The organism is Vibrio sp. 2033, assembly GCF_033339735.1.
The window spans coordinates 1-17631 of sequence record NZ_JAWOVC010000018.1 but is presented as its reverse complement, the minus strand read 5'-3'; the positions used below and the strand labels follow the sequence as shown (position 1 = coordinate 17631).

Sequence of the window (17631 nt, the reverse complement as noted above, 5' to 3'; positions counted from 1 at the left end):
TGGTCCCATGAATGGGACCAGTAATAAAAGCTTAAGTTACTTGGCGAACTTCTTGAAAGGTGCATCAACCGGGGTGTCAGCTAGGTGATTGGTGTAGTTACTCATCACTTTTTGCGCTAGACCAAGAACAATTTCAAGCAGTTGCTGCTGTCCGTAACCTGCCGCAAAGAATTTCTCTATCTGAGACTCTTCCACTACACCACGTTGACGCACCATTTGAAGCGTTGTTTCTCGTAGTGTTTCAAGTTTTTCGTCTGCCAATGGTGTTTGGTTGACGAGAGCATCGACAATCTCCTGATCCACTTTCATTGACGCCGCGATCGCACTATGAGCAGGAACGCAGTAGTGACAACCATGTTCAACGTTGATGGTTTGCCATACGACGGTCAATTCTTCTGCGTTAAATGATGTTTGTTGAAAGAGCTCATGCACAACTTGATAACCCTCAAGCAAGGTTGGCGCTTCAGCCATAACAGCATGAAGATTTGGTAGCATGCCAAACGCTTTGACTGAATTTTCAATCAAATGCTTTGATCCTTCGGGTGCGTTTTCTGCGGTATACAGTTTAAATTCTGCCATGTTTAAATCTCCTGTAGTTGGATATGAGCGAATTAGGCAAGAACAGGATAGTTGATTTTGAGCGGTCGCTCAATATAAAATTGAGCATATGTTCAAAATTGATAATTGCTCATGGCGAATACAAAGAAATTCCAACGTGATGAAGTGGTGAAAGTCGCCTCGGATCTATTCTGGAAGAAAGGTTTTCATGCAACATCTACACGTGATTTACAAGATAGCGTTAATCTGCGTCCTGGAAGTATTTATGCGACGTTTGGGTCAAAAGAGGGGCTATATTGTGAAGCGCTAAAAATGTACGTTGCGAACTTACAAGCCCTGTTTGAGTTGCATTTAGCTCAGAACACAACGGTTCTAGATGCAATAGAAGCTTTCGCGATTGATGTGGTTATCAATCAGCGAGACTCCAATCCCAGTGAAGTGTGCATGTTAGTCAAATCAGCAAGTGAATTTGCTGAGGATTTTAATGCGCTGCGCAATCAAACAAACAGCTTAGCAAACCAATTTGAATCTTTTCTTGCAAAGCTGTTTGAGCGAGCAATCGAGAATGGCGAAATTGAAGCTCAGGATACATTGCTTCTTGCTCAGTTGTTCCAGGTTCAGTTTACGGGTATACGAGCCTACTCATACCGCAGTGATGATGAAACCTTAAAGACGTTGATCTCTATTATGGTGAACAGCTTCCGCGGTAACGTACCAAAACAGAACGCTGAATGAGACTGCTCAAAGTCAACGTCTCTAAATCAACGGCTTGAAGTAAGCGAGCTCAAATAAACCCGTTATCGGGGGTCGATATCGATAAAAAATGACCACGAAGCATCGTGGTCATTTTTATGCAGATTAACTTGCAATGAACAACAACGGCTTATTAAAAGCGAAACTCTTCTAAGTTATTGCTGCTTTCTAACATTTTTTCAGCCACATAACGATGCGTTGCTGTGGTTGGGTGAGTCACATCCCAGAACACGAACTTATCTGCGCCAGATGCTGCACATTCAGAACGTAATGAGTGAGTGTACATGTAGTCAACAGAGGATGAACGGTTGATGCCTAAGCAAGGGTCGCTTGCATTTACGAAACCGTGTTCTTCTGGTGCCGAGGTTAACTTCTCAAACAGTGCGTGTGTATCAAACAATGCGATGTTGTAGCCTTGGGCTTTGTAGTACATCGCTTGTGCTTTGATGAACTCGTTCATCTTCAATACTTTCGCACGAATCGTTTCAATTTCTTCCTGTGTTGAGTATTTGAACTGTGGTGCTTTGGTTGCATCTGGCAGTGTCATCAACATGAAGTTCTTCGCGCCAGCGTCTGTTAAACGAATCAGAGCTTCAGCGTAATCCGCTTTTACTTCCGGCACGCTACGGTTGTAGTTCATGAAATCATTTAAACCAAACTCTAACGTAAACAATGTGTTAGCAGGGTTGTAGTTCTTCGCCAGCTTTGTGTAGGTTAAGTAAGAAGAAACTTGTTCGCCGACACCAGTTAGCGCGATGTATTGGTTTTCACCTGCTGCGCCACCAACTGCCCAGTTGTATAGCGGTAAGTTTTTGGCTTTAGCAACGTATTCCGTCCAAACAAAACCGTTTGAGAAGTGACCCAAGAACCAGCTATTAGGGTTAGGGAAGCGCCATTGGGACGCGTTAAAGATGTTGCCTGTATCAGACAAGCTATCGCCCAAAGCCACTACCTTGTTGATTTGATCTGGTTGCATTGCAGCATCATTGCTCCAGATCGTGTGGTTATAAGAATAACGATTGTCGGCAGCAAAAAATGTAATGTCTGCGTTCTCGTTCGCTAGATCTAGTGTTTCCTCACAACGCTGGCGAATTACGTTTTGTGAGGTATTGGTGTAGAACATGTTTTTAAATGAAACAGAGCTCCACCAATAACCATCGATAGTGAAGTCACTACCATCTTGGTTTTTTGCCCATTTCCAATCGGTAGCCGCATCGTCCTTAGAGTGGCTCGTACGATACCAGCATCGAACGTACGTATAAGTTTGATTTTCTTGCGCGCTAACCACTTCAGCCGCAGAAACCATTGCTGGTGATAAAGTTGGCTCCTCTGCAATGGCGGAGGCAAGCGGAAGTAATGCAGTTAATAGTGTGATTGTTTTTTTCATCATTCACTCTTCTTGTAATGGTTATTGTTCCGAATGCGTGAATACGCTCGGCTATAACAGTATTTAGATGAGAATTTTTCTCACTAAACCTTCTAATTCTGAGTAAATGCTCAAGACAGTCAACAACTAAATATTCAATATTTCAGTTTTGGCACCACGGTCAAAAAATCCATTCAGCATAGCAATCGATTAAATGGGTTATATTTAGAATAATTACTCACTAACATTAATTTAACATTCACTTTTTGTTAATTAAGTAATTGCTTTATAAGGTTTTGTTGATGATTTTTAATGTTAACTTAAAGTGTTTATTGAATGATCTTTTGTACAAATTTGTATATTCATGAAACAAATTGTTTGGCATTTTTGCTCTGTAAACTATAGCTGAAGCTCTCATGCAAACATCATGATGATGACTTTTCATGAGAATATAGTGAATAAAAATTAGCTCAAATAAGGAATAGGGCAAATGCACTACACAACAAGTAAAAAACAAGGCTTATTTTCGTTGTCTGCCGTAGCAATAGCACTGACCACTTCGATGTCAGCGTTTGCGGCTCCACCAATGGGATTTGATGAATCTAAGTTACCGACGAAGTACATCGTCAAATTCAAAGAAGATGCAGTCAGCCGTTCTTCAATGGGTGGTAACTCATTCTGGGGGCCACGAATCGCGCAGGAGTCTGTTCTAGAACAGGTGAAGGCACGTAAGGTGGAAAAACTGGGCAATCGCGCCATTTACAGCGTTGAATTGGATGGCGATGACTTAGAGCCGCTTCGTAACCGTAGTGATGTGGAATACGTGGAAGTCGATCCACCTCGCTATTTGCTCAGCGAAACGACCCCATGGGGATATGAAGCGGTTAATGCTCAACTGCTAGCTGACTTCAATGCGGGTAATCGCACTGTATGTATTATCGATTCAGGGTACGACATTTCGCACAACGACCTAAGCGGTAACCGCGTTGCTGGTACTAACGATAGTGGTACGGGATCATGGAGTGATCCGGGTAACAACAATGCCCACGGTACTCACGTCGCGGGTACGATTGCTGCGATTGCCAACACCGAAGGTGTAAAGGGTGTGATGCCAAACCAGAATGTTAATTTGCACATCGTGAAAGTATTTAATGAATCGGGTTGGGGTTACTCATCTGGGCTTGTTAAAGCAATCCAGACCTGTGCCGATAATGGTGCTAACGTTGTGAACATGAGCCTTGGTGGTAGTCAATCAAGCCGAACTGAGCAAAATGCACTGCAAAATATTTACGATCAAGGCGTTCTATTGATCGCCGCTGCGGGTAATGATGGCAATACAGCGCACAGCTATCCAGCTTCTTATGACTCAGTGATGTCTGTTGCGGCTGTTGATAATCAAAATGATCATGCGGCGTTCTCACAATCTACTAATCAAGTTGAGATCTCAGGCCCGGGTGTGGCGATCTTATCAACGGTTACGGTAGGTGAAGGTAAACTTTCTGATATTACCTTGAATGGTGTAAGCCAGTTTGATCGTGGGATTGTTCCTCACAATCGTTTGATCAATAACGGTTCTTCGTATGTTCCGGATCCAATCGCGGGTTCAGTAACGGCAACGCTAGATAGCTGTGATGTATCTGGCGGTAACGTTAACTGTGGTGATATGTCGGGCAAAATTTGTTTGACTGAGCGTATCGGCAACCAGTCTTCAGGAAACTACCCTGAAGTAGATGCGGTTCAGGCTTGTTACAATGCGGGTGCGCGAGCTGCAATCGTATACAGCAACTCTGAACTACCTGGTTTACAAAACCCATTCTTGGTAGACACAAACAACGCTTATCGTATGGTTTCGGTAACGGTTGATCGTGCATTTGGTCAAGAGCTGTTGGGGTATGTTGGTCAGGAAATTACTGTTGCAACAACCTCTGGTGAAGATTACGAATACTACAATGGTACATCAATGGCGACACCGCACGTAACGGGCGTAGCTGGCTTGGTGTGGAGTTACCACCCAACCTGTACAGCAGCGCAAGTGCGTAATGCCCTAGTGAAAACTGCAACAGATATTGATGTTGCTGGTCGAGACAACCGTACTGGCCACGGCCTAGTTAATGCTGAAGCGGCGAAGCTGTTCTTGGACGCTGGCTGTAATGGACCTGATGGTGGTAGCTCTTCGGACTCTAGCTTCTCAAATACCAGCCCTGTTGCGATTCCAGATAATAAATCTTCTGGCGCAATCAGTGCAGTAGAAGTCGATCGCTCTGGTGATTCAGGCACAGTAAGTATTGACGTTGATATTAGCCACACTTACATCGGTGATCTACGAGTGACTTTAACGTCACCGACTGGTGGAGAAGTTGTACTTCACAATAATACCGGCGGCAGCGCTAACGATATAAAAAACACGTTCCAAGCGGATTTTTCTGGTTTTGAATCGCAAGGTACATGGGAACTAAAAGCGGTAGACAGTGCCAGAAGAGACACAGGCACCATCAACAGTTGGACTCTGACCTTTCAATAAGGAGTGACTATGAAGAAGTTGACCTTACTTTCTTTGTCTGTGGTAGGCGCTACCGCACTATTGGCAATCGGACTGAGCTCAAGCAGCTTGGCAAACAATCAAGGATTTCCTCTCGTGGATGAACGCCAAGATCAAGCCGAGCAGCAACCTGCGCGTTACTTTGTTAAGTATCATGAAGGAAAAGAGAGCGAAGTGAGAGCGCTTCTTCGTCAGCACAACATTGAAGTGGTCGACGCTCTGGTGAAACAACACGTGTTGATTGTGGTGGGTGAGCAGGCGGAAGTCGATAAGCTCGCGGATCACGATGCGGTCGAATACACCGAGCAAGAGCCGACAAGAAAGCTGCTATCTAACGGAACTACGCTTCAATAAGCCAAACTTTCTAAGATAGTGCCAAAAAGAAAAACGCCCCTCACGTGAGGGGCGTTTGTTTCATTTATTTGTGGAAGATGAAGACTAAGGACGCTCACCTGCTGCTAGGCGACGTTCGATATCTGCAACCACTTCTGGGAAGTCAGCAATGGTGTCGATGAGGTAATGCGGCGAGCTCTTGAGCAGTTTTGCACGCGCTTTTTCACGAGCGGCATCAAGCTTTGCTTCGTCCGCGGCTTGGTATTCTTCAAACGTTAGACCTGCTTCGTTACCAGAAAGCAGCAAACCAACGGTCCACATACCTGCGTTGTGACCTTCATCGATGCCCGGTGCGGCGTCATCCACTTTGATACACGCATTAACGTCGGTAACATTCAGCTCAATCACGTTTTTCAGTGCCATAAATGGTGCTGGGCGACCACCTTGCGGCAGGTCATCCGTTGCTACTACGTAATCCGGTTTGTAGCCGTAATCCGCAGCCACTGGAATCAATACGTCCATCACTTCGCGAGGGTAACCAGAACAAGAGCCGATCTTGATGCCTTTGTCTTTCAGGCCATTCACAACTTCAATCGCATTAAGGATTGGGTCTGCGTGGTCAGCCACTTTTGCTTTTTGCAGAGGCATGAATGCTGCGTAGATATCGTCGATGTCTTCACTGGTCATTGAGCGACCAAACTTCTCATTCCAGCGCTTATCAACTGCAGGAATACGACCCACTGCTTGGATGTGATCCCACTTACCAAGCCCCATTGGTTCGCGCGCTTCCTCAAGATCGATATCGAAATCAAAGCCTTGTTTGAACGCTTCCACAAAGATACTGGTCGGTGCAAAAGAGCCGAAATCGACGATAGTGCCAGCCCAGTCAAAGATCACTGCTTGAATTGGTGAGTTGCTCATGTTCAATCCTTTTTCTTGCTTGCCAGAGCGCTGCCTACACATTGGAACCGCGCTCTGAATAAATTGGTTTTGAGGTTAGAAGTAGTTAAAGTCTTTACACACTTTGGCGATGGCTTCTTCGAAGATCGCCAACGCTTCTGTTAGTTGTTCACGAGTGATGATCAGCGGTGGGCTGAGTTGAATCACGTTACCTTGCGATACCTTGAAACTCACTCCGTTGTTGAGGCATTGGTACAGCACAGCTTCCGCTTCGTCATACGCGCGCGATTTGCTTTCGTGGTCAGTGACCAACTCAATACCCCACAACATGCCAATGCCACGCACATCACCAATCACTGGGTATTTGGCTTTCATCTCTAGCAGCTTTTCACGCATGAACTGGCTGTCGGCTTTGACTTTATCTAGCAAGCAGTCTTGTTCAATGGCTTCCATAGTTGCCAGTGCTGCAGCACAACCGATAGGGCTTTTCTCATGAGTGTAATGACCCATTGAGATTTGCTCAGCAGTGTTGTATTTGTCTTTGGTTACCATGGCAGCGATAGGCACTAACCCTCCGCCCAAACCTTTACCGATGCAGAGCATATCTGGCTCGATGTCATAGGCTTGGTAGGTAAACCATTCACCGCTGCGACCCATGCCGTTAGGGATGTCGTCGATGATCAGCATGACATTGTGTTTGTCACAGATTTCGCGGATGCGTTTCCAATAGGCTTTACTCGGCACTTGTACGTCGGTATTACGAACCGCTTCTGCGATAAACGCGCCCACGCCACCTTCTTTCTCAATGACGTATTCAAGGTAGTCGGCGTAATGCACGTCGCTGCCGTCCGCGACTGGGAAAGCACCACGGTAAGATACGGCTGGTGGAATGCGCTCAACACCTGCCATTAATGGCCCCATGCCTTGTCGGAAACACGCTTCGCCACCTACTGAGATGGCATCCAATGATGCGCCGTGGAAGGAATCCCACAGAGACACCACCTTGTAGTTGCCCGTGATGTGGCGTGCTAATTTAAGAGCCATACCAACCGCAGATGTGCCACCCGGAGCAAACAGCACACGGTTCAATTCACCGCCACAGATTTGGGTGAGCTTTTCGGCACATTCAATCGCGGTCTCGTTGGTAAAACGACGTGGTGAAAACGGCAGTTTGGCAATTTGCTCTTGCACGCGTTTCATCACATGCGGGTGACCGTAGCCCAACTGGTGGACGTTATTGCCATGGAAGTCCATGTACTTTTTGCCGGTGGCATCTTGGATGTAGATGCCTTCTGCTGCTTCCAAGGTATCTAAGCAAGGCGTCGACATGGCTTGATGAAGAAAGACTTCCGAGTCACGCTTCAATAATGTTTGTGTGCGTTCGTCATCCATCGATGCATTCCAAGCTTGGCGCGCTGGTGTTGTGTTGACATCGCCTTCGCTGCGGAAATGGGTCGGTTTGATATTCTGAGTCATAACGCTCTCTCAATCAGAAGGCTGCTTTACGCAACTTGCCAGTACATTGCTTTTTCAATCGCACCGATTAAGCGCTCGATATCTGCTGGGTAAACTTCGCCAATGTTGCCGATACGGAAGCAATCTGCGTTCGATACCTTACCCGGATAAATCACAAAACCTTGCTCTTTCAAACGTGTGTAGAACACTTTGAACTGGTAATCACTGTGCGTTGGAGAGTAGAAAGAAGTGATGATTGGTGAGTGTAGGTCATCACTCAGTAGTGGTTCGAAACCCAAAGAACGCATACCTGCAACCAGTGTTTTCTGGTTAGTTTGGTAGCGGTTATGACGAGCCTCAATGCCGCCTTCTTGTTCCAGCTCTAACAATGCTTGATAGAAAGCGCGAACCGTGTGCGTTGGAGACGTAAAACGCCATTTGCCGTGGTTCACTTCCATGCACTTCCACTGGTCGTAAAGATCAAGGCTTAAAGAACGTGCCTGACCTTGGCACTTTTCGAGCTCTGTTTGTTTTGCAATCACAAAGCCAAAACCCGGTACGCCTTGAATACATTTGTTTGCAGAGCTGATCATAAAATCGATGCCTAGCTCAGCGATATCGATAGGAATGCCACCAAAGCTCGACATGGCATCGAGAATCACCACTTTACCGTGTGCTTTTGCTGCAGAAGCAAATGTCTCAATTGGGTTCAGCATGCCAGTGGTTGTCTCGCAATGAACAATTGCCACGTGTGTGATAGCAGGATCCGATGCCAATGCAGTTTCCACCTCGTTCAAGTGTGGCTGTGATGTTTCGCCTGGGGAAACTACATGGCATGGAATATTTAGGTAATCAGCGATCTGAGCGATACGCGCACCGTAAGCGCCGTTGTCGACAACCAACAACTTCCCATCTTTGCCAATGGCGCTGCCAATCGTTGCTTCTACTGATGCGGTGCCGCTACCTTGCATTAGTACGCTGGTGTAGCCGTCTTGCTCCGTCGCTAGTTTTACAAGCTTAGTGCGGATCACTTCTACAATGTCTTTGTTGTATTCATCATCCCAAGTACACCAGTCTTTTAGCATGGCTTCACGTACTGTTTCAGAAGTAGATAGAGGACCTGGAGTCAGTAGTAGGTATTCGTTTTTCATCTCGATTTCCATCAGAATAGTCTAATTGGTCTACACCAAATTTCAAACTCACTCTAGCGAGGAAGAAAAGGGCAGTAAATAGGCGAATATCCAATTTCATAAAACTTTAATATCCAGAAAATGGCGGATCAATTGAACAATTATTCAGCGCAAATTTTCGTAAAACTGCCATTTAATGGTCATGATTTCGTCACAAAGGCTCAGTAGGGTGGTTATCGTCAACTGGTACAGACCAAATTAAAACTTAGCCAAATTAACTGGAGAAAATGATGAAAAACCGTTTGATGAAAGGATCGCTGGCTGCACTTGTCTCTCTGCTAGCTACGAATGCAATGGCAGCACAGGAAGTCACGGTTTACACCGCTTTCGAAACTGACATTCTTGCGAAATACAAGTCTGCGTTTGAGAAAGATAACCCAGATATCAAGATTAAGTGGGTTCGCGATTCAACCGGTATCATGACGGCGAAATTGCTGGCAGAAAAGAACAACCCTCAAGCGGAAGTGGTTTGGGGTCTGGCTGGCTCGTCAATGGCACTGCTTAAAGATGAAGGTCTTCTTAAGCCTTACACACCAAAAGGTTTGGAAGAGCTGCATGCGAACCTAAACGACCCTCAATCAAATCAAGCTTGGTTTGGTAACGATGCGTTCTTTAACGCAGTTTGTTTCAACGAAGCGGTAGCGAAACAACTTAACCTGCCTAAACCAACGTCTTGGGAAGACTTAACGAAGCCGGTTTACAAAGGTCACATTGCAATGCCGAACCCAGCGTCTTCAGGCACTGGCTATATGCAAGTTTCTGCTTGGCTACAAAACATGGGTGAAGATCAGGCATGGAACTACATGCGTGACTTAGACAAGAACATTGCACACTACACGCACTCTGGTTCTAAGCCATGTGTTCAAGCGGGTATGGGTGAAGTGGCTATCGGTATTTCGATGGCGAGCCGCGGCGCGAAGCTGAAAACACAAGGTGCACCACTAGCGGTTATCACACCAAAAGGTATCGGCTGGGAATCAGAAGCCGTTGGTCTAGTAAAAGAATCGGATGCAGCGAAACGTGTTGTCGACTGGTCAATCTCTAAAACGGCAAACGAGCTTTACGTAGAAATGTATCCAGTGGTTGCACATAAAGACGTGAAAGCGACCGTATCTAACTTCCCGAACGTTCAAGAGAACATGGCGAAGATGGACTTCGCGCAAATGGGTAGCAAGCGTGCAGAGATTCTAGCGGCTTGGTCTGAAAAGTTTGACGCGAAATCAGAGCCAAAGTCTTAATTGAATTTGCTTTGAGTTGAATACTGAAATCCACCTCGGTTGAGGTGGATTTTTTGTTTTCTCTGTTATTTCAAAGTTTGCTGAAAGTAGATTCCTAGTCTCACCTAGGTTCGCTGGAATGACGAACTTAAGAAAGTCGGGAATCTCTAATTACCACTTAAACAAACCTTATCTCCCTTCATCTATTTGTCATCTTCTGGCTATAAATTTGTCATTGGAACGTAACACTCCAAAATTAAAGTTGGTATATACCATTTGGAGCGTGTGCTATGTCAACTAACCAACATTACCTAAATATTGAAAATGTAGTGAAGCAATTCGGACAGTTCACTGCATTAAAGAAAATCTCGCTAGCGATTGAAAAGGGCGAGTTCGTTTGTTTTCTTGGCCCTTCTGGCTGCGGTAAAACCACTCTATTACGTGCCATTGCAGGTTTAGACTTGCCAACGTCTGGTGCGATTTTTCAAAACGGTCAAGAGACCACATTCCTACCACCAGAGAAGCGCGATTTCGGCATTGTATTCCAATCTTACGCGCTGTTTCCGAACCTTACCGTGCAAGAGAACATTGCGGTGGGTTTGAAGAACCAAGGCATGTCGACCAAAGAAGCGTTAGAGAAGGTGGATTACTGGCTAGAAACCATTGGTCTTCCAACCTCTGGCGAGAAATTCCCTAACCAACTTTCTGGTGGTCAACAGCAACGTGTTGCTTTGGCTCGTGCACTGGCGCTATCTCCGGGTCTACTGCTACTTGATGAGCCGCTGTCAGCGCTAGATGCAAAAGTACGTGTTCACTTACGTGACGAGATTTGTAAGCTGCAACGTAAGCTTGGCATTACCACTATCATGGTTACGCACGATCAGGATGAAGCGTTGTCGATGGCGGATCGTATCGTGGTAATGAACCATGGTGTGATAGAGCAAGTCGGCACACCTCAAGAGATCTACCAACAACCAGCCACGCGCTTTGTCGCTGAGTTTGTCGGTAGCATGAACTTTATTGAAACCTCAGTAGCAACGGACTCCCAAGTACGCATTGCAGAAACCCTAATGCCAGCGCCCAGCTTGACTAATCGTAAGATCCAACGCGGTGACCGCTTTGACCTTGCGGTGCGTCCTGAAAGCATCAAGTTCGTTGAAAACTACACCAACTCTTTACCTGTGCGAGTTACCGCAACCGAGTTTCTAGGGGCGTTTTTCCGCATTGATTGCGTATTGCAAAACGACAGCTCAACGAAAACCATCGTAGTGGATGTGCCTGTGGAAACGGTTCAAAAACTCAATATCAAGGCGGGCGATGTACGTTACATCCAGTTTGCTGAAGAAGGGCTGCATGGTTACGCCGTGCCCTCGGTTGATAAAGCGCTAGCAGCGTAGGTGTAAACATGGATGCGAAGACAATGACGATGAATAGCCTGACCACACAAGACAAAGCAAAATCCTTACTCGGACGTGTTAGCCGCGACAACCTTGTGTTGTTCGGTCTGCTCGCTAGTTTGTCGACCATGATGGTGCTGTTCATCTTAATGCCGCTTTGGGCAATGTTGACCAAGAGTGTGCAAAATGCCAATGGCGAATTCGTTGGTTTGGCAAACTTTGCGACGTACTTTTCTTCTTCAAGCTTGTGGGTGTCGGTGGGCAACACCTTCACTTTGGGCGTGATTGTGACCTCGGTAGTGGGTGTGCTTGCGTTCGGTTATGCCTACGCGCTGACTCGTTCATGCATGCCGTTTAAAGGTTTGTTCCAAATCCTAGGTACTGCGCCAATTCTTGCGCCTTCGTTACTGCCAGCGATCAGTTTGATTTTCCTTTTCGGTAATCAAGGCATTGCCAAAGAGATGCTGTTAGGAAACTCGATTTACGGCGTGATTGGTATCTCGATGGGTTTGATTTTCTGGACCTTCCCTCATGCATTGATGATTTTAACTACTTCGCTGCGCACTTCAGATGCTCGCTTGTATGAAGCAGCCCGCGCACTTAAAACTTCACCCATCAAAACCTTCTTTATGGTGACGTTACCTGCGGCGAAATACGGTTTGATCAGTACGCTTATCGTCGTCTTTACACTGGTTATCACGGACTTTGGTGTGCCGAAAGTGATTGGTGGCAGCTACAACGTTCTGGCGACTGACATCTTCAAGCAAGTCGTGGGACAGCAAAACTTTGCCATGGGTGCGGTGACTAGCATTATGTTGTTATTCCCTGCGGTAATGGCGTTTGGCGCAGACCGCTGGGTACAGAAAAAACAAAAGAGCTTATTCGACACTCGCTCGGTGCCATATCAGCCAGAACCCAACAAAGCGCGCGACAGCATTTGTTTGGTTTACTGCAGCATCATTTCTATCGCAGTGTTGGCGGTTTTGGGTATGGCGGTGTATGGCTCGTTAGTGACGTTCTGGCCTTGGAACAAAGCGTTGACGCTAAACAACTACAACTTTGCTGAAATGAGCACTTACGGTTGGAGCCCATTCTTCAACTCGCTAACGCTGGCAGGTTGGACAGCGGTTATTGGTACAGCCATCATCTTTGTCGGTGCTTACTGCATTGAGAAAGGGCGTGCGTTCGGTCCAATTCGTCAAGTGATGCAAATGCTCAGCGTGGTGCCAATGGCGGTTCCGGGTATGGTGCTTGGCTTGGGTTACATCTTTTACTTCAATGATGCGAACAATCCTTTGAACGTGCTTTATGGCACCATGGCATTCTTGGTGATTAATACGGTAGTGCATTACTACACGGTGGGTCACATGACAGCCCTGACAGCGCTAAAGCAGTTGCCATCGGAGATTGAAGCCACGGCAGCATCGGTGAAGCTTCCTCAATACAAGTTGTTCTTTAAAGTGACATTACCTGTGTGTTTACCTGCGATTTTGGACATTGCGACTTACTTGTTTGTTAATGCATTGACCACCACTTCTGCGGTAGTATTCCTTTACTCAACCGATACGATTCCGGCTTCGGTCTCGATTCTGAATATGGACGATGCAGGTCAAACTGGCGCTGCAGCAGCGATGGCGGTGATGATCATGATGGCTGCCGCAATTGCGAAGATTGTTCAGATGACTTTGGGTAAATTGTTAGAGAATCGCACACAAGCTTGGCGCAAAAGATAAGGACACTTCGTGCAATACGTAAAAATTAAAGATTCGATTGTTGAACAGATTGAAGCGGGCATGCTATCGCCGCGTCAAAAACTGCCAGCAGAGCGTAAGTTGGCGGAGTCGTTCGATACTACACGCGTCACTCTGCGTGAAGCTTTATCACTGCTAGAAGCGGAAGGTCGAATCTATCGCGAAGATCGCCGAGGTTGGTTTATCTCACCTGAGCCATTGCGTTACGACCCCACCCAAACGCTAAACTTCCCGAACATGGCGAAAGCGCAAAATCGTGTGCCAAAAACGGAGTTGGTTGCAGCAAAAGGGACGTTGGCAAACAAACAAGCCGCGCGCTTACTGGACTTGCAACCTTTCTCGGACGTGTATCGAGTCGACCGTGTGCGATACCTTGAAGACAGACCTGTGGTATTCGTAACAAACTACATTCGCCCAGAGCTGTTTCCGAACCTGTTGGATTACGATTTATCAAATTCACTGACGGACATTTACCGCGATCATTATGGCGTGACGTATCAAAAGATTCGCTACCGCATTTCAACCAGCACTTTATTGGGTGAAATGGCTCAGGCACTGCGTGCGACAGCCGGTACGCCCGCGATGGTAGTGGAGCGCATCAACTACAACCAGCACGGTGAGTTGATTGATTGCGATATCGAGTATTGGCGACACGATGCCATCAGCATTGAATCTCTGGCGGAACTCAATCGTTAAGTGGATTTTCTCATTATCTAAGGCTCCATCTCGGGGCCTTTATTTTATTCAGACAGGAACATTGAAATGGATTTGTTGGCGATTGGTCTCGTCGTTTTCTCTGCTGTTCTTCATGCGGGCTGGAATATCCTTGGCAAAAGCAACTCTGGGTCAGGGCTCGCGTTTACTATGGCGGCCAGCTTCTCTGCATGTTTCATTCTTACCCCTTATTTGATTTGGTATTTGGCAACCATTGGCTGGACATCATTACCGAGTGAGTTTTGGGGGTTGCTGTTCATTAGCGGCATTTCACAAATGGTTTATCTGGTTGGTTTGATTGTCGCTTATAAGCACGCTGATGTGGGGGTGGTTTATCCGATTGCTCGGGCACTGCCTGTGATGATGGTCGGCGCAATCAGTGTTGCATTGGGACATGAATTATCTAGTCAGCAGTGGCTTGGATTCTTACTAATTACTCTTGGTTGTATGCTGGTACCACTGACGAATTTTCGTCAGATGACATTGGGCTCTTATTTGAACGTTGGTGTGTTCTGGGCATTGATTGCCGCAATAGGCACAACGGGTTACTCGGTAGTCGATAAAGAAGCGCTGAGTTTACTCACAGGACAAGCATCAGAGATCTTGAATGATCAGTACAGTGCAATCTTCTACTTGGGCGTGCAGTTTTGGGCAATTGGTATTCCTGCCCTTGTGTGGTGCTTGGTTACGGACAAGCCAGATGAGATTAAGACAGCGTGGCAGATCCGCAAAACAGCCAGCATGGCAGGGGTAATGATGGCATCCACCTACGGCTTGGTGCTGTTTGCGATGACCATGACCGACAACGTGAGTTTGGTCGTAGCACTAAGGCAAATCAGCATTGTGTTTGGATTGTTTATGGGGATTTGGTTTCTGTCTGAGAAATGGTATCTCACCCGAGGGCTTGGCGTTACTTCTATCGTGGCGGGGATCATTCTCGCGCTTGCGTATTGACCTATATTCACGAAAAAAGGCAGCGAATGAGCCTCTCGCTGCCTTTTGTATTAACTTGTAAGCCTTGTTTAAAAACGCAGTTGCGCACCAAACATCACGCCGCTAGAGTCAAAATCGCTGTTTTTTGAGTACACATATTCTGCATTCAAACCAAAGTGTTTATAGCTCCAGCCGATACCGCCAGCCGCTTCACCTCCGACACTTGAGTGTTCGATGTTCTTGCTCTGACCGTTCACTTTATAAGTGTATTCGAGAGTGTAGAGAGTGACACCTGCCTTGCCGTACAGTTCGAAACCTGAACCCAGAGGATAGCTAGCATAGCCACTCAAGCGAGGTCCGGAGAAGCTCGTATCGGTGACTTCTGAAATCGGACTCACGAGTATCGAGCCGATACCGTCAAACGCGCCTTTATAACCTGCTTCAATACCAAAGTTATGTGTTGGCATGTAGCGGTAATATATTTCACCTAAGAACATGTCGCCTGATTCTTTGCTTGTCGGAGCATCGTAGTTCACATCGCCATAGCCAATGTTTGTACCTATGATGTGCTCACTGGTTTCTGCATTGGCTGACAAAGAAAAAGCCGACAACACTAAAGCAGTAATGAATGAATAACGCATGAACGCTTCTCCTTAGCTTTTAGCTTGCTCGCCTTTTAATATTTGTTCGAAAGTGATCTTGGTGTTGTCTAGCCATTCATAACGGCGACGATACATCGAACGCTTAGAGCGCGACATGCCTTCGATATCTCGACGGGGTGCATTTACATCAATTGAGTAAAAATGACGATTGTATTCGGTGCCGCCCAATTCTTGCCAGAGTGCATCGTAATCCGTTTTGATTCGCCCTTTGCTGTAGCGCTTAGCTGCGTAAGTATGGGACTGCGTTTTCACTGCTAGAATCGTGTTCACTTCCCAAATTTGTGCGAGCAAAGTGAGCAAGCTCACCATCAAGCTTTTTGGTCTCTGTCCGTAAAGCTTACGAGTTAGCTTTTTAATTTTCGCGTTGTTTTCTTCACTGCTTCGCGGTCCTTGTAAGCCGCCAATCATAATGCTGCGTCCAGATTCGATGTGACCGAGCGTAAAAGAGAGCGTGTAGAAGTTGCCATCTTCAGCGCTGTGCAGCACTAGGCTCATGTCGCCTTCTTTTTGATAACGTGCTTCGTATACTAATCTCACCGAGTACAGTATTTCGTCAATTTCAAAAGAGGCTAATGTTAGGCCTTTCGAGTCTGTGTAGATTTCTTCGATTGTTTGTTTAGAAAACAGTTCTGAAATCGTTTTATAGTGATCAACCACCAAGTTAGAACGATCGAACGCTGAGTTGTTTTTGATGATATACGGACGAAACGGTTTCTCTAAAAACCGATGCGTACGTGTACAAAGCAACTCTAACAATGACGATTCAATATTGTCTGAAAGGTGCTTAAATGCACGTTTGTAATAAAGCGCACGTAAGATGAACTTAGCTCTGTAGGTCCAAATTGGCTTGTAGACATCAGCATAATCATCTGAGTAAATCGATTTGCTATGGTAAAAAATGGATTTGTTCGCGGTCATTTTCACTCCAGATTAACTTGTGCTCAATAGCGACAATTAAGAACCGACGGACGAGCAGCGAAGAACCCGAAAAGGAGGAATGCAAAGCACGACTGAAAAGAGGTGGTTTTTGCTGTGTCCGACGTTTGTGTAAGGTTTTGAACACTGTTCTTTTGCTGGAATTCTAAGAGAAAATTGACCTTAGGTATTGTATGGTTTGGTAAGGAAGTGTCAGGTTGAAACCCATTGTTCAAAAGAAAGAAAATGCGAATGTCGGCTGAATATGACGTTGAGTTGCTAAGTTAATGTGAAATAAGTTGAACGAAAATTGAACATTATTTGAAATTGTTTTGACGTGTTTTAGGTCTTTATACGTACCTTATAAGTATCGAGCCAATTTTGGCCCGATGTAAAGGTAAGTAAGGAGAGGTTTATGAAACGCTTAACAACTTTAGCAAGTACGATTGCTCTGATTGCTGCACCTTCTATGGCTCTTGCTGGTGGTTATCAGTGGACAAACGATACCGAAACTATCCATGGCGACGTAATGGATAGCAAACAAGCGGCTTATGAAATGGGCCGAGATATGATCCAAAGCTACCAAAATAAATCATCTGGACAACTCCGTGATGAGTTTACGAGCCTTACAACGTATGTTGATCGCCAATCGTTTTCTATCACTGACTCAAAAGTCATGGTAAATGAGTTCTTGCAAAGTGACGGGCAAGTTGTTTACCAGCCTATTCTCAATGTTCAATACGAGTACCGCATGCGTGAACCTGGTAATCGTTAATTAATTTATTCGCTAGCATTTATAACTCTATTGCCTATTTAATCCTTGTTGTGAATTCGTTTTATTATTTTTGGGGAGCATTTGCTCCCCTTTTTATTTTCAGCCCTAAACCACCTACTTCAGTAGGTGGTTATCATCCGTTTCGGCTTTGCCTGTAAAACTACTCATGCTAA

The 17631-nt window shown here is 45.8% G+C and carries 16 protein-coding genes; 9 read left to right on the top strand and 7 right to left on the bottom strand.

The window, feature by feature from the left end; all coding sequences use genetic code 11:
• Positions 1 to 36: 36 nt before the first annotated feature.
• Positions 37 to 579, bottom strand: coding sequence for a carboxymuconolactone decarboxylase family protein (locus R7P74_RS19430; RefSeq protein WP_005374097.1), 543 nt, complete (start codon positions 577 to 579; stop codon positions 37 to 39).
• Between the two features lie 111 nt (positions 580 to 690).
• Between R7P74_RS19430 and R7P74_RS19425 the strand changes: the two genes are divergently transcribed.
• Positions 691 to 1293 carry a TetR/AcrR family transcriptional regulator gene (locus R7P74_RS19425; protein ID WP_205391270.1) on the top strand — a complete coding sequence of 201 codons (603 nt, stop codon included), beginning with the start codon at positions 691 to 693 and terminating at the stop codon, positions 1291 to 1293.
• A 151-nt stretch (positions 1294 to 1444) separates the two neighbouring features.
• On the opposite strand, the gene R7P74_RS19420 is transcribed toward R7P74_RS19425, so the two are convergent.
• Positions 1445 to 2701, bottom strand: coding sequence for an SGNH/GDSL hydrolase family protein (locus R7P74_RS19420; protein ID WP_318123082.1), 1257 nt, complete (start codon positions 2699 to 2701; stop codon positions 1445 to 1447).
• A 466-nt stretch (positions 2702 to 3167) separates the two neighbouring features.
• Between R7P74_RS19420 and R7P74_RS19415 the strand changes: the two genes are divergently transcribed.
• Together R7P74_RS19415 and R7P74_RS19410 are read left to right on the top strand one after the other, a co-directional pair.
• Positions 3168 to 5198, top strand: coding sequence for a S8 family serine peptidase (locus R7P74_RS19415; RefSeq protein WP_053307150.1), 2031 nt, complete (start codon positions 3168 to 3170; stop codon positions 5196 to 5198).
• A 9-nt stretch (positions 5199 to 5207) separates the two neighbouring features.
• A complete protein-coding gene (locus R7P74_RS19410; RefSeq protein WP_149192185.1) occupies positions 5208 to 5570 on the top strand; it encodes an ATPase in 363 nt (120 codons plus the stop codon).
• Positions 5571 to 5654: 84 nt separating this feature from the next.
• Here the strand turns inward: R7P74_RS19410 and phnX are convergent, their stop codons facing one another.
• From phnX to phnW, 3 genes are all read right to left on the bottom strand, one after another.
• Positions 5655 to 6470, bottom strand: a complete 816-nt coding sequence (gene phnX / locus R7P74_RS19405) for a phosphonoacetaldehyde hydrolase (protein WP_213963617.1) — start codon at positions 6468 to 6470, stop codon at positions 5655 to 5657.
• Between the two features lie 75 nt (positions 6471 to 6545).
• Positions 6546 to 7925 carry an aspartate aminotransferase family protein gene (locus R7P74_RS19400; RefSeq protein WP_225474154.1) on the bottom strand — a complete coding sequence of 460 codons (1380 nt, stop codon included), beginning with the start codon at positions 7923 to 7925 and terminating at the stop codon, positions 6546 to 6548.
• A 26-nt stretch (positions 7926 to 7951) separates the two neighbouring features.
• Complete coding sequence (gene phnW, locus R7P74_RS19395; protein ID WP_115386466.1) at positions 7952 to 9055, bottom strand: 2-aminoethylphosphonate--pyruvate transaminase; 1104 nt, start codon at positions 9053 to 9055, stop codon at positions 7952 to 7954.
• Positions 9056 to 9321: 266 nt separating this feature from the next.
• Between phnW and R7P74_RS19390 the strand changes: the two genes are divergently transcribed.
• The 5 genes from R7P74_RS19390 (at position 9322) to R7P74_RS19370 (ending at position 15127) form a co-directional block, all read left to right on the top strand.
• Positions 9322 to 10332 (top strand): putative 2-aminoethylphosphonate ABC transporter substrate-binding protein, encoded by a 1011-nt coding sequence (locus R7P74_RS19390; protein WP_115386467.1) that lies wholly within the window; start codon positions 9322 to 9324, stop codon positions 10330 to 10332.
• 269 nt (positions 10333 to 10601) lie between these two features.
• Positions 10602 to 11708: a putative 2-aminoethylphosphonate ABC transporter ATP-binding protein gene (locus R7P74_RS19385; RefSeq protein WP_005432488.1), complete on the top strand. Its 1107-nt coding sequence runs from the start codon at positions 10602 to 10604 to the stop codon at positions 11706 to 11708.
• A gap of 8 nt (positions 11709 to 11716) precedes the next feature.
• Positions 11717 to 13441, top strand: a complete 1725-nt coding sequence (locus R7P74_RS19380) for a putative 2-aminoethylphosphonate ABC transporter permease subunit (RefSeq protein WP_213876808.1) — start codon at positions 11717 to 11719, stop codon at positions 13439 to 13441.
• A gap of 9 nt (positions 13442 to 13450) precedes the next feature.
• Positions 13451 to 14155: a phosphonate utilization transcriptional regulator PhnR gene (phnR, locus tag R7P74_RS19375; RefSeq protein ID WP_005442366.1), complete on the top strand. Its 705-nt coding sequence runs from the start codon at positions 13451 to 13453 to the stop codon at positions 14153 to 14155.
• Positions 14156 to 14221: 66 nt separating this feature from the next.
• On the top strand, positions 14222 to 15127 hold the full coding sequence (locus R7P74_RS19370) for an EamA family transporter (protein WP_047102800.1): 906 nt from the start codon (positions 14222 to 14224) through the stop codon (positions 15125 to 15127).
• Between the two features lie 68 nt (positions 15128 to 15195).
• On the opposite strand, the gene R7P74_RS19365 is transcribed toward R7P74_RS19370, so the two are convergent.
• A complete protein-coding gene (locus R7P74_RS19365) occupies positions 15196 to 15747 on the bottom strand; it encodes an outer membrane beta-barrel protein (RefSeq protein ID WP_005374044.1) in 552 nt (183 codons plus the stop codon).
• A gap of 12 nt (positions 15748 to 15759) precedes the next feature.
• Complete coding sequence (locus R7P74_RS19360) at positions 15760 to 16686, bottom strand: VirK/YbjX family protein (RefSeq protein ID WP_005384371.1); 927 nt, start codon at positions 16684 to 16686, stop codon at positions 15760 to 15762.
• Between the two features lie 412 nt (positions 16687 to 17098).
• On the opposite strand from R7P74_RS19360, the gene R7P74_RS19355 reads away from it, so the two are divergent.
• On the top strand, positions 17099 to 17458 hold the full coding sequence (locus tag R7P74_RS19355; protein ID WP_017635096.1) for a DUF3316 domain-containing protein: 360 nt from the start codon (positions 17099 to 17101) through the stop codon (positions 17456 to 17458).
• Positions 17459 to 17631 lie beyond the last annotated feature (173 nt).

Bases quoted from the DNA above. Each gene is read 5' to 3' on its own strand.
- R7P74_RS19430 (WP_005374097.1), bottom strand. From the start codon at position 579: ATGGCAGAATTTAAACTGTATACCGCAGAAAACGCACCCGAAGGATCA.
- R7P74_RS19425 (WP_205391270.1), top strand. From the start codon at position 691: ATGGCGAATACAAAGAAATTCCAACGTGATGAAGTGGTGAAAGTCGCC.
- R7P74_RS19420 (WP_318123082.1), bottom strand. From the start codon at position 2,701: ATGATGAAAAAAACAATCACACTATTAACTGCATTACTTCCGCTTGCC.
- R7P74_RS19415 (WP_053307150.1), top strand. From the start codon at position 3,168: ATGCACTACACAACAAGTAAAAAACAAGGCTTATTTTCGTTGTCTGCC.
- R7P74_RS19410 (WP_149192185.1), top strand. From the start codon at position 5,208: ATGAAGAAGTTGACCTTACTTTCTTTGTCTGTGGTAGGCGCTACCGCA.
- phnX (WP_213963617.1), bottom strand. From the start codon at position 6,470: ATGAGCAACTCACCAATTCAAGCAGTGATCTTTGACTGGGCTGGCACT.
- R7P74_RS19400 (WP_225474154.1), bottom strand. From the start codon at position 7,925: ATGACTCAGAATATCAAACCGACCCATTTCCGCAGCGAAGGCGATGTC.
- phnW (WP_115386466.1), bottom strand. From the start codon at position 9,055: ATGAAAAACGAATACCTACTACTGACTCCAGGTCCTCTATCTACTTCT.
- R7P74_RS19390 (WP_115386467.1), top strand. From the start codon at position 9,322: ATGATGAAAAACCGTTTGATGAAAGGATCGCTGGCTGCACTTGTCTCT.
- R7P74_RS19385 (WP_005432488.1), top strand. From the start codon at position 10,602: ATGTCAACTAACCAACATTACCTAAATATTGAAAATGTAGTGAAGCAA.
- R7P74_RS19380 (WP_213876808.1), top strand. From the start codon at position 11,717: ATGGATGCGAAGACAATGACGATGAATAGCCTGACCACACAAGACAAA.
- R7P74_RS19370 (WP_047102800.1), top strand. From the start codon at position 14,222: ATGGATTTGTTGGCGATTGGTCTCGTCGTTTTCTCTGCTGTTCTTCAT.
- R7P74_RS19365 (WP_005374044.1), bottom strand. From the start codon at position 15,747: ATGCGTTATTCATTCATTACTGCTTTAGTGTTGTCGGCTTTTTCTTTG.
- R7P74_RS19360 (WP_005384371.1), bottom strand. From the start codon at position 16,686: ATGACCGCGAACAAATCCATTTTTTACCATAGCAAATCGATTTACTCA.
- R7P74_RS19355 (WP_017635096.1), top strand. From the start codon at position 17,099: ATGAAACGCTTAACAACTTTAGCAAGTACGATTGCTCTGATTGCTGCA.